This is a genomic window from Vibrio sp. FF266, from assembly GCF_041439695.1.
GTDB classification, from domain to species: Bacteria; Pseudomonadota; Gammaproteobacteria; order Enterobacterales; family Vibrionaceae; genus Vibrio; species Vibrio tasmaniensis_A.
Window position 1 is genome coordinate 118,966 of sequence record NZ_JBGOOO010000005.1, and the last position, 12,263, is coordinate 131,228.

General features: G+C 43.2%; 11 protein-coding genes. 5 read left to right on the forward strand and 6 right to left on the reverse strand.

Translation table 11 applies throughout. The annotated features are described in order from the left end of the window. Positions 1 to 7 precede the first annotated feature (7 nt). The 5 genes from phrB to ACED59_RS06260 all read right to left on the reverse strand — a co-directional run bounded on the left by phrB (position 8) and on the right by ACED59_RS06260 (position 4,625). Positions 8 to 1,423: a deoxyribodipyrimidine photo-lyase gene (gene phrB, locus ACED59_RS06240; protein ID WP_102248802.1), complete on the reverse strand. Its 1,416-nt coding sequence runs from the start codon at positions 1,421 to 1,423 to the stop codon at positions 8 to 10. After that, positions 1,420 to 2,367, reverse strand: a complete 948-nt coding sequence (locus tag ACED59_RS06245) for a DUF523 and DUF1722 domain-containing protein (protein ID WP_017097810.1) — start codon at positions 2,365 to 2,367, stop codon at positions 1,420 to 1,422. Before ACED59_RS06245 ends, phrB begins: the two co-directional genes overlap by 4 nt. A 176-nt stretch (positions 2,368 to 2,543) precedes the next feature. Beyond that, entirely contained in the window at positions 2,544 to 3,254 is a 711-nt protein-coding gene (locus tag ACED59_RS06250) for a ChrR family anti-sigma-E factor (protein WP_017097809.1), read from the reverse strand. Then, complete coding sequence (locus ACED59_RS06255; RefSeq protein ID WP_009846090.1) at positions 3,247 to 3,894, reverse strand: sigma-70 family RNA polymerase sigma factor; 648 nt, start codon at positions 3,892 to 3,894, stop codon at positions 3,247 to 3,249. Before ACED59_RS06255 ends, ACED59_RS06250 begins: the two co-directional genes overlap by 8 nt. Before the next feature lie 110 nt (positions 3,895 to 4,004). Next, positions 4,005 to 4,625 (reverse strand): LON peptidase substrate-binding domain-containing protein, encoded by a 621-nt coding sequence (locus ACED59_RS06260; protein WP_017097808.1) that lies wholly within the window; start codon positions 4,623 to 4,625, stop codon positions 4,005 to 4,007. A 310-nt stretch (positions 4,626 to 4,935) separates the two neighbouring features. On the opposite strand from ACED59_RS06260, the gene ACED59_RS06265 reads away from it, so the two are divergent. From ACED59_RS06265 to gltS, 5 genes are all read left to right on the forward strand, one after another. Next, a complete protein-coding gene (locus ACED59_RS06265) occupies positions 4,936 to 5,322 on the forward strand; it encodes a tautomerase family protein (protein ID WP_029223927.1) in 387 nt (128 codons plus the stop codon). Positions 5,323 to 5,581: 259 nt separating this feature from the next. Continuing rightward, positions 5,582 to 6,760 carry an O-antigen ligase gene (locus tag ACED59_RS06270; RefSeq protein ID WP_017097806.1) on the forward strand — a complete coding sequence of 393 codons (1,179 nt, stop codon included), beginning with the start codon at positions 5,582 to 5,584 and terminating at the stop codon, positions 6,758 to 6,760. 78 nt (positions 6,761 to 6,838) lie between these two features. Beyond that, positions 6,839 to 8,803, forward strand: coding sequence for an acyltransferase family protein (locus ACED59_RS06275; protein ID WP_017097805.1), 1,965 nt, complete (start codon positions 6,839 to 6,841; stop codon positions 8,801 to 8,803). A 187-nt stretch (positions 8,804 to 8,990) separates the two neighbouring features. Then, positions 8,991 to 9,347: a YibL family ribosome-associated protein gene (locus ACED59_RS06280; protein WP_009846095.1), complete on the forward strand. Its 357-nt coding sequence runs from the start codon at positions 8,991 to 8,993 to the stop codon at positions 9,345 to 9,347. Between the two features lie 316 nt (positions 9,348 to 9,663). Beyond that, a complete protein-coding gene (gene gltS, locus ACED59_RS06285; RefSeq protein WP_017097804.1) occupies positions 9,664 to 10,890 on the forward strand; it encodes a sodium/glutamate symporter in 1,227 nt (408 codons plus the stop codon). Between the two features lie 202 nt (positions 10,891 to 11,092). On the opposite strand, the gene norW is transcribed toward gltS, so the two are convergent. Beyond that, positions 11,093 to 12,262, reverse strand: coding sequence for an NADH:flavorubredoxin reductase NorW (norW, locus tag ACED59_RS06290; RefSeq protein WP_017097803.1), 1,170 nt, complete (start codon positions 12,260 to 12,262; stop codon positions 11,093 to 11,095). Position 12,263 lies beyond the last annotated feature (1 nt).

The window sequence follows — 12,263 nt, forward strand, 5'->3', positions numbered from 1 at the left end:
ACTCTAATTATTTGAAGAAGGCTAAGGCTCTCAATCGTGCTTCTTTGTGCTCAACGATGGGTTGCCAGTATTCGCTGTCTATTCCGTTTTTAGCGATAAAGTCATGTGGGAAATGCACATGCTTATCTGGGATATTTTGCAGCTCTGGTATGTACTTACGAATAAAAATTCCTTTTGGATCAAACTTTTCACTCTGAGTGATTGGATTGAAAATTCGGAAGTAAGGTTGAGCATCACAGCCCGTACTTGAAGCCCACTGCCAGCCACCATTGTTGGCACTAAAGTCACCGTCGATAAGGTGTGACATAAAGAAACGTTCGCCCCAACGCCAGTCAATAAGCAGGTGCTTGGTTAGGAAGCTTGCCACCACCATTCTTAGCCTGTTGTGCATCCAGCCCGTTTCAACCAGTTGACGCATTGCTGCATCAACCAATGGATATCCTGTTTTTCCTTCGCACCAAGTTTTAAAGCTAGGATGATCGTGATACCAATCTAAACCATTGTATTTTTGCTGGAAGTTAGCGCCTTTAACCAGTTTAGGATGGTGGAACATCAAATGCTTATAAAAATCTCGCCAAATCAATTCGTTGAGCCAACAAAAGGCCGGTAATTGCGTATCAAATAACAGATCGGGTTGTTGCTGAATCAATTGAATCGCTAACCAACGTGGGCTCACTGCGCCAATTGCTAAATAAGGTGATAGGCCCGATGTTCCTTTAACTGAGGGAATATCTCTCAGACGTGCGTAGTCGTTGACTTTATTGCCTAAGAAATTGGGGATCACATTGCCCAATACATCTTGGCTTAATGGCCAGCGACTTGAATCAACACGAGGAAAGTCGAAATCATAGCCAGCGGAGAGGGTTAAGGCTTGTAAGTCGTCAGGAAGCTGTGTTTGTGAACGTTCAGTCGGCACGACAGGAGCTGGACTGCAGATGATGCCTTTCACCTGAACTTCTTTTAACCAAGCGTTCTTAAAGGGCGTAAAGACTTTGAACATCTCGCCTTGTTTGTTGAGAACGCTACCGAGTGGCAGCATAACGTCACAATCGCTGATCTTGAGGTTTAGGCCGCTTGAAATCAGCTCTTTATCGCGAGCTTGTTCATCGACCTCTGGTTCAGAGTTAGCGTAGACGCACTTGGCATCAAGCTGCTGGCACAAATCGATGAGCTGTTTGGATTGGTCGTCAAAGTCGCTAGCTTTCAGGTGAAGCAACGTTATCCCGAATTCAGCGAGCTGGGAATCGAGTTGTTTTAGATGACGATAGATAAAATCAGCTTTGATTGGCGCAAGATGGTGTTGCTGCCACGTTTGAGGTGTCGAAATGAAAACGGCGGTCGTTACGCCGTTTTCAACTGCCGAGAGGAGCGCTGGGTTATCGTGAATCCGCAGGTCTCGTCTTATCCATAGAATGTCGCTCAATATCCGTATCTCAGTTTAAGTTCTTGTGGGTGCGGGTTTAGGTAAACCTGTGATTCAAGGTACTCGTTTGGGTATTCCATCAAGTAGTGGTTGATCAGTGTTAGTGGAACTAACAGAGGAACTAGCCCTTCTCTGAATGATGAAATCTGATTCGTGAGCTCTTGTTTGTGAGCGCTGCTCAGTTGTTTCTTAAAGTAACCTTGTAAGTGATGCAGAGTATTAGCATGACTGCCGCGGTTTGCATGGTGCATTAGCGCCGTCATCAGACCTTCGATGTACTTTTCAGCCAGCTCATCAATCTCTAAATCGTTACTCGCTAAAAGTTTGCCTAGGCTCTTATAGCCTTCAATGTGGTGACACATTACCAGGTACTTGTGAGCGCTGTGGAATTGAATCAGCTTGTGTTTAGTTACGCCTTCGTCAACAAGGTTGAGCCACTTCTGATAAGTGAAGACACGTGTCATGAAGTTTTCGCGCAAAATAGGGTCATTGAGGCGACCATTCTCTTCAACTGGAAGTAATGGGTTGCCTTCCATCACTTGTTTGGTGAACATGCCTACGCCTGTCGATTCAGAGCCGCGACCGTGGTGGTGGTACACTTTTACTCTTTCCATACCGCAGGTTGGGCTTTTTTGACACACAATGAATCCTGCGATGTGCTGGTTGCTCTTTGAATAGTTTTGTCCAAACTCGATCAGATCATTGGTCACATCACCAGAACCGTCAGGTCTAGAAACGTGAATGATATTGTCTAGCTGACGAACTTGGCGAATGGTTGGGCGAGGTGTTGGAAGACCCACTGCCATTTCTGGGCATACTGGTTCTAGTTCAACATAATCTGCAAGGTCATCTGTACAAAAACGAGAGCGTTTGTGACCTGTATCGAAACGTACCTTATGTCCTGCAACACAAGCACTAATGCCTATTTTAATTTTCTTTTCCATTGGCCAACTCCTTTGCTCTTGCTTTGAGCTATTTATTATATTTCAACATTGCTAATCGTACTTACAGAGCTGGGTGTGTTTTAAGTCTCAACAGCGTTGATGTTTTAAGCCAGATGTATTTGACGATATACAGGATAACTTCATGCCATCCTGTATATTTATAGCGTGCAACAGGGTTAATAGATATATTTACCGAGTGGATTGAATAACTGGCTCACACCTTTTGTGAAGTAAAGCGCATCACTTGAAACGGTTAAACACACACAGCCTTCTTTAGTCGCAGGTTGGTGGGTGTGTTCTCCATCTAACCAGATGAAATCGCCTTTGTTGTAGACGCCCATTTCGTCTTCGAAACTGCCTTCTAAAAGAAGCGTGATCTCGAAGCCTTTGTGGGTGTGGCAAGGAACTTGTCCATCTTTGTCGATGTGCAGCAAGCTGGTGTGGTGTGCTTCGTCGTCAAAATCGAGTCGCGCTCGCGAAATTTTGCCTAAGTTCATCCAGTCTTTTCTCGCCACTGAGTTCAACGCGCGAGGAATAGTGAACGTGGTGTCTGCAACCGTAACTTGCTGAACTTCGGGTGTCACTTCGATAGCTTGAGATGAATCAGCAGTGATTTGAGCAATCGTATCAAAATCAAACTCTCCATCATCGGATAGGAACGCGTCCATTTCGCTGTCAGAAAGTTGAAGCCCTGAGGTATCGCTTTCAAAGGCAGATGTATCGCTTTCAAAGACAGTGTCAGCAGCTTGCGCCGTCAGCATGCTCACTTGTTTTTGGCAGTGTGCACAAAGCCCTACATGGCTAGAAACAATCAGAGAAACCGAATCCGCTAGATTGCCATCGACAAAATCTTTCAAGATTGCCGCATTTGGGTGATGTTTAATCATGGTCTTGTTCCCCCATGTGAACTTTTAGTTTGGCGAGTGCGAGTCTTAGACGTGATTTAACAGTTCCAAGCGGGACATCGAGTTGTTGGGCGAGCTGCTCTTGCGATAACTCTTGGAAGTAGACACCTTTCACAATGGTTTTTTGAGCGAGAGGCAACTTTTCGATTTGAGTCATTACATGACGGCTCATTAGATGATCGCCAAACTGAAGCTGATCACTTTGTGATTCGGCTACCATGGCATCAATTGGCCAAATGTCGTCAGCGATGGTTTGCTCTGCTTTCGCTTTTACCTTTCTTAACATATCAAAGGCGGCGTTCCGCATCACGGTGTATACCCAAGTGGTTGCTGCGCCTTTCTCTTCGTTGTAGAGATGCGCTTTCTTCCAAACGTTGGTCATCGTGTCTTGGACTAGCTCGTTGGCAGCGGCTTCACCGCCCAACTTACTGATGCCAAAACGCTTGATTTTGGGAGCAAAGAATTTAAACAAGCAAGTAAATGCCTGCTTATCTCTGTCTGAACCAACCAAAATCAGCCAGCTTGAGAGCTCTGTAGGTACCTTACTTTCGGTAGGTAGTTTGTTGTCGGGGATAATGACATGCTCCTTGCCGTTCCCTGTTCTTCTGCTTTCCACTTGCATAGTAATCAACCATCATGCGAATTTGATAGACACTACGTGGAGAGTGAGAGTAGGGATCACTTTATTTTAAATTAATTTCTACTATACAAAATTATAGTGAATAAAAGTGCTTATTGCCCTGTAATGATTTGATTCAAAAAGGGAACTAACGAAGGAAAACTAGCGGGTTCTGTGAATTTGGTTTTCTTTTCCAATGGGATAGGCATCATTTCGAGGAGTCGAGCACAGATCCATTGAGGGCTTTCAAAGTCAGGAGACGGGTAGAGTGTTCTGATCGAATCATGTTCTCGAAACAACTCGACAAGAAACGCGGTAACCACGTTCGGCACCTTATAGCTGTGTTGTGGCCAGTGAGGTAAAGGGCGGAAATCACTTTTGATTAAATCATCTGTGTCGCGGAAGGAGGAGTGAAGCTGGACCAACTGTTCGCCTTCAACATCGATTTCCAAGATTTGGTCATCGGACATATTGAAATCGACAATAGACACTTTTGTCCCCCAAGAACTCAGACGTTCGGAGTTGGTGTTGTCCTGAGTCGCAATGATGAAGCCGTCTCCCTGCGCAGCATGAGCAACCATTTTCAAATACTTGGGCTCAAAAATACGCAGTCTTTGTCTGCCCCTTGGCAAAATGAATAACGGGAGAGGAAACACCGCAAGCTCTTGAGAAGTCTCTACGGGTGTTTCTGGTTCGGTTTCTATCCGTGTGATCTTCTCAGCTGAATTCGGCACATAGCACTCCTTAGTTCATACATGGTTGAGTCTGTACGGATTTGATTCGTACGTAATTCAGAGATGTATACGCGTGCTCGTTGAAGTTCGATCAATGTGGGGTGATGTATTGAACAGGAAGTTAGAGAGAGGGAGACATGGTTTTTTGTCGCGTTTATTCGCAATTTAATCGGTTTAACCTTTTTTAACTTACGTCATTAGGTAATATGGGTTAAGAATTAGTCAATGGATAGATAATAAGTGACACGCTTATCTTACGTTGCTTATCTCTTAGTTCTTCTTTACCTGACATCACATCAAAGGAATGGTCATGATCGTTATTTATGGTATCAAAGAGTGCTTAAATCCGATTAAGTTACAGCTTTCTAATGTCTTACAACAATGTTTGAACAGTGAGATGGGGTTACCTGATGACAAACGAGCGCATCGGTTTGTACCATTAGAAAGAGATGATTTCTTTTATCCCGAAGGGCGAACAGAAGCTTACACCGTCATAGAGATCAATATAATGGAAGGGCGAGCGGTGAACACCAAAAAGCGCCTGATTAAGAAGATATTTTCTGAAATAGAAAAGCAGCTGGCCATCTCTCCCATTGATATCGAGATCACCATCAAGGAGCAGCCATCGCATTGCTGGGGCTTTCGAGGCATGACTGGCGATGAAGCCCAAGATCTTAAGTATAAAGTAAAGGTCTAGGGTTTAAGCTCCTAACTCCTAACTCCTAATACGTAAGACAGAAGACTTAAGCTAACCTATCTAGTCGTGGTTTTGGAGTTTGATGCCAAAGCCGTTAGATGGGCTGAGTTTGGACATATGAATTATAGGTAAATCATTCATGGACAATGCCCTAAAGAGACGAGTTTCTTTGTTTTCCGCTGTATGTCACTACAGTTCGTTTGCGACAGTGGCAAGTTTGTTTTAGAGTGCAACTCTTCTCAGCATTTTTAGATTAGTTATGGTTAGAATCAACACGAATTTAATTCAAAAGATACTCATTACACTGCCTTTGTTTTGGATTGTTACCGTTCAGGTGTGGTTAGGTCAGGGGAGTAAGCCTCTTGCGGGTATCACTTTATTGATTGCGGCCTGTTGTGCTCTTTTGTACCGAAAAAACAAGGAGAAGCATGACTGGTTTGAAGATGGCTGGGTGTGGATACTGCTCTTGCTCTCTATTTTTTCCACTATATCTTACGAGTTGCATGGTTTCAGTAGTCAAGAATTGAGGGCAACGTTGATTGCTCTGGTATTTTTCCTTTTTTATCGAAATGGCTTTGTTAAGTTATCAGGTATACAGAACTTATGTTTCACTTCTGTTGTCAGTACAACCGTCCTTGTTGCTTACTATATCTTTTTTCTCTCTGGGGATCGGGGGAGCTTGCCGTCTAATGCTCTTGTTATAGCTTCAATTCAAGGCTTCTCTGTCATTTTATTGCTCGCACTTGGGTGTGTTTCGTATGAAGGGAAAAAGCCCAAAGCAATGGCTATTTTGGCATTTATAGGCTTTCTATCCATGTTTTTGGTGGGGTCAAGAGGGCCTCTACTAGCCGTTATTTTTATTGGTTTAGTTGTCCTATTCAAAATGATGATGCAGCATCGTCAGTACAAGGCGCTGCTTGGTATTAGTGTCATGGTCGTTTTTTCTGTGTTTTTGATGTCGAAATATGACGTGGTAAGTGAACGTATTGACTATAGCTTGCATGAGTACCATGAGATATCACAAGGCAACATGGATACTTCCATAGGCTTAAGATTACAAATGTATCAAGCAGGGTTCGATTTCTTTGTGGATAGCCCCTTGCTCGGCATTGGAGGTGATAAAGAAGCGCAATTAGATAAACTCTCATTCACGCCAACAAATTCGGGTAAGAGATTTATCGTTAATGCGCATCTTCATAACAACTATATTGATAAAGCGGCTTCATCCGGTTTGGTAGGCATTGCCCTTCTTATGCTTAGCCTGATGTACCCTTTGTTTAATTCAAGATACAAGCTATCGCCCATTGTATTGTTACCGGTCGTTTATTTTTCTTTCATGTGTCTATTCGATTCACCTTTCAGGAATGGTGATTTAGCTGTGATGTACTTTGTGTTTATTGGAGTACTACTAAAACTGCAAGTGAGAAAAGAAGCGTAATGAAACCAGCGTATTACGCTAATTTCATTGTGGGTAGTTTTAGTGCGTTTATTGATTTAAGGTTATAACGAACAAATAATGAATAAAAATTTCAGGTATGACATCAATGCATTACGTGCATTAGCTGTCTCAATCGTCGTCATTTTCCATTTTTTTCCGGGTTTTATCACTGGCGGCTTTTTAGGTGTGGATGTGTTTTTTGTCATTTCAGGTTTCCTGATGACAAAAATTATCATGTCGAGTTTGGAAACTAATACCTTCTCATTAAAGGACTTTTATTTAGCGAGAGCAAAACGCATTATTCCTGCCTTAGCGGTTATGTGCCTTGTTGTGTTACTCGTTGGCATTATTTACCTAGACCCTTGGGCGTTAAGAAAATTAGGTAAGCATATTCTCACCAGTGTCGGGTTTGTTTCTAACCATACCTATTTAAAAGAGTCGGGATACTTTGATGTGGCCGCGCAAAGCAAGTGGTTACTTCACACTTGGTCTTTATCCGTAGAATGGCAATTCTATGTATTATATCCTCTTGTTTTAATGGCGACCTACAAGTTATTCGGAGCTAAAGGTGCAGCCGTTGCTATTGGAACGACTCTAATCGGAAGTCTAGCTTATAACTATGCGTATTTAGGGAGCTCGGCTTCTTATTACACATTACCGTCCCGCGCATGGGAACTGCTCGCAGGTTCGGTAGTTGCTTTGAAAAGAGAGCCCATTGAATTCAAAAAATCCAATGTTCAGTTATTGCTGTTAGTTGCTATTGCCTCACTGTTTATATCTCCTTTCATGATCGACAGCAGCACACTTTGGCCGAGTCATGTGACGCTTATTCCGGTCATTGCTACCGCGATAATTCTGCTTTTGAATTTGGACCTCAATTTTACCTTTCATAAATCACGGCTGATACAAGGGGTTGGGTTATGTTCCTACTCAATTTATCTCTGGCATTGGCCTATTAATGTTTTCATTAAAAACCTCACAAATAACACTATTACCCACAATATAATCGGAGTAATGGTTTCGGTCTTGATGGGGATCCTTTCATTTAAGTTCATTGAAAGTTACCGACCTAAGGAGAGACCCAAAGGCGGTAAATTCTTTTTGAACTATTACCCTCTAGTTCTTGCTTCCTTTATTGCCTTGATAGGGCAGGTTATTTATGAAAGTGAAGGATTACTTTGGCGCCTGGATAAAACACAGCTCGTCATTGCACAAAGTGTCTATGACCGGAATCCACGAAGCGGAGAGTGCCACGTCGAATTTGGACCATCTCCTGAGTGTCACTATGGCTCAGGACCCGTATCCGCGATTGTTTTAGGCGATAGTCATGGCGCATCGATAGTGAGAAGTGTTGAGGCGTCAGCACCTAACGATACATCGGTCATCGACTGGACGAGAAGCGCATGTCCGACGATTTCAGGTATCAAAAGAGTGCTTTCAAGTGGTGAGTTATCAGAAGAGTGTGGGGATTTTGTCTCAGCATCGTTAATTAAAGCTAAAACTAATTACCCTAACGTTCCTGTTGTTGTCATTAACAGAATGGGTGGCTATCTTTATGGTTCGAATGAAGATGGGTGGCAAAGTGAGAACGAAAAGATCAGTTTAATCGCAGGAGATAAAAGGTTTCAGACCAGATCGGAAGAGTACCTGAACTCAATCTTATCCAGTTTTGAAAAGACCATGTGCGAGCTTAGTCAATCTAACCCTGTTTATTTGGTCAAGCCAATCCCTGAGCTTAAGAAAGATGTACCTAAAACTATGTATAAGTATTCGATTTTAAATCAATCTGATATTTCGGTTTCTATTCCTCTTGAAGAGTACCGACAAAGAACCGCATTGATTACGAAATCTTATGAAAAAATCAGCCAAAACTGTCGAGTTACTCTTATAGACCCTGAGCCGATATTTTGTGATGATCAGCAGTGCCTAGGGGATATCAACAATCACCCAACATACGTTGATGACGATCACCTGAATGAATTTGGTGCTGGCCAACTTATTCCTCAATTTCGCGAAAAAATATGGGGTCAATCAGCTCCGTAGGAAATGCTCATTCGCCCTTATTGTTTACACGAAAGAATAAGGGCGTTTCTGTGTTTGGAGCTATTGTGTTGGTCTTAAATGATTCGTTTAGGTAGCGATGTTTAAGATAAATTTCGGTTCAAGTGAACCATTGTGCTATACTCCGCGCCCCAATCCGAATTGGCTTGTTAAATCTTAGGAAATTATTATGAGTGTTAAAAACGAACTTCAACAAATTAACAACCGTCTAGACAAGTGTCGCAACAAGTTAGCGGCTGCTAAAACTCGTAATGATCGTCCTGTTGTTCGTCAATTTGAAGATGAGATTAAGAAGCTAACCAAGAAAATCGCTCAGCTGAAACATAAAGAAAGCTACGATGTGAACCAAGAGCGTAAGTCTCTGGTTGATATGCCATTTAAGCGTGAGATTACTAAGGCTGAACAAGCGGATATGGGTAAACTTAAAAAGTCTGTTAAAGGATTAGTAATTGTTCACCCAATGACCAAGATCGGTAAAGAGCTTCGCATTGAGGTTATGACTGGTTACGCACCGAAAAAATTCTAATTGCCAGTGATGGTGATGAAAAAGGAGCTAGCAATAGCTCCTTTTTGCTTTTTTAGGTATTAAAAAAGCAGAGTCAGCGGTAATAATACTCACGCCGTTTTCAACTTTTTAGAGGTGATTGTTGTCACAAATCCTTTTATCTCCTATAAAAGTTAACGTGCTACTAACATGGCACCAAGTGAACGCAGTAATGTGTTCGCTTTTCGAATCTACAATTTCTCTCCAGTTTGTATAAATATAGGTAGAGCAGCACAGATAATTACAGATAAAACTAGACTCGTTAAGGAAGATGAGAACGTAAAAAAATAGAGGTTATATGAATCAATTAATTTCAATTGGACCACTAGAATCCTTCCTAATCGCGATTAGTGTTTTGTTTCTAGGTCATTTCGTCAATGCAAAGCTTCCTGTTCTCAAAAAGTACAATATCCCAGAGCCCATTGTCGGCGGCTTGATTGTCGCTTTTGCTATTACAGCCCTGCACTTTAACGGCCTTGATCTTGAGTTTTCTTTGCCCTTGCAGAACACATTTATGTTGATGTTCTTTGCAACGGTCGGCCTTGCAGCTAACTACACACAGCTGATGAAAGGTGGTGCCAAGGTATTCCTATTCTTAGGGGTGGCTTCGGTTTACATCATTATCCAAAACGGTGTAGGCGTAACCTTAGCAACGACACTAGGCCTTGAGCCCTTGATGGGTTTGATTGCTGGCTCTATCACCCTTTCGGGTGGTCACGGTACAGGCGCGGCTTGGTCTCAAACTTTTGCAGACACGTTTGGCATTGCAAATACGCTAGAAATCGCAATGGCTTCAGCGACCTTTGGTTTGATCATCGGTGGTATTATCGGTAGCCCAGTGGCGCAAAAGCTGATTGATAAAAACCAGCTTGAATCTGAGTACGGTACTGGCACGCATACGCACGAACGCTTCCCTGAACTTGTTACTTATAACGAGTATGAAGAAGACAAAGTGACGGCGAAGAAGGTGATTGAGGTGTTGTTCATCCTTCTTATCTGTATCACAGGTGCGAAGTACCTAGAGCAGTGGGTGGCGACTTTTGAAATTTCTTGGTTGATGATTCCTGACTTCGTTTACGCGTTGTTTATCGGTGTGTTCATCACTAACGTGTTTGAAGTGACCAAGCTGCATAAGACTGACAGCGAAACGGTCGATATTCTTGGTACGGTGTCATTGTCACTGTTCCTAGCAATGGCGCTAATGAGCCTTAAGCTTTGGAACATCTTTGACCTTGCGATTCCGTTCTTGGTTATCCTTGCGGTTCAGGCGGTGGTGTTAGGTATCTTCTCTTACTTTGTGACGTTTAAAGTAATGGGTTTTAACTACGACGCAGCGGTTATGGCAGGTGGTCACTGTGGTTTCGGCCTAGGTGCAACACCAACAGCGGTAATGAACATGGGCTCTTTGGTGAACCGTTTTGGTCCATCGCCACAAGCCTTCATGGTGGTGCCAATTGTTGGTGCCTTCTTTATCGATATCGTTAACCTGATTATCCTTCAAGGTTACATCTCGTTTATCGGTTAATGTTCGCCTTTGCTTAAACGCGATGAGCTCATCGCACTAAGATGAACACAAGAAAGCCAGTTTGTTGACTGGCTTTTTTATTGCTTGCTTATACTCGAGTTGCTCTAGTATAAGCATCAAATTTTCCCGAATTTGATGTGTATTTTTGCGTTGAATACAGCCGAACATATGTAATGAGTCGACTGCTTTTACACCTTTGTACTTATGATGGTGAACTGATTTGCAACTCCTTTAGTAAAGGAAATGCAGCCTTGATGTGCTCTCCCGTGACAATGAATCCAACCAACTGGTTATCTTCATTGAAGCCTTTGGCGACAATGCCTTTAGGATCGAATCGAGTTTCCCAGCTCTGAGCTGTGTGAATATCGCGCCCTGCCAGCTGAATCGGGTAACTCGGTGTTTTCACCTTGGTGATCATATGAGGCAAGCTGAGCTTTGCATCGCCCACTTTGATCTCGCCTTTATCCTTAGTTAACTGCTTGGCCAACACGTTTGCCGATAAGATTGCTGGCTGCAAATAGGCCATCACGCGCCCTTCAATTTCAGCGCAATCACCAATCGCATACACATTGTTGGCGCTGGTTTTCAGGGTGTCATCGACCACAATGCCTCTGTTGACGTCTATTCCCGCTTGCGTGGCTAAAGCCGTATTTGGCCTTAACCCTGCTGCGGCAATCACTATATCTGCTCGTATTAATCGAGAGGCGGTAGTTTGTAGCCTAACTCCATCGTGGAGGTAAGTCGTTCGACAAATCGCAGAGTCGGTTTCGACGGTAACCCCTGCTTTTGTCAGTTCCCTTTCCAATTCAAGCGAAACGAAAGGTGGCACTAGGTTATTCAATAGATAACTTGCGGGTTCGATAATCGTGACATCTTTACCCGCAGTTTGAAGGTCGAATGCGAGCTCGACCCCAATCAAGCCTCCCCCCACCACAATGATGCGTTGAGCGCGGTCGATCTGAGCTTTGTGTTTATCAAACTCTTCCAAACTATTTAACGTAATGGTTGCGCTGCGTTTAAGCCCTTTCGCTGGTGGTATAAAAGGCGTCGCACCCGTCGCTATTACCAACTTTGAATAGTGGATAGATTGGCCATCAACATGAACACACTGCTGCTCAGTATCTATCTCGCTCACAAGTGCTTTGGTTTTGATGACCACGTTGTACTGCTCAGCCAATTGTTGAGCGTTATGTACTGCCAGTGTTTCCGGCGTTTGTTCCTGACTGAACGCGTGCGAAAGATTCGGCTTACTGTACTCAACCCCGGCATCGGCGGTGATCATGGTAATAGCGACATCTTGGTCAATTTTACGTACCATCTTTATGGTTTGTAGGGCGGCGAAACCACCGCCCACAATAACAATGTTCGACATG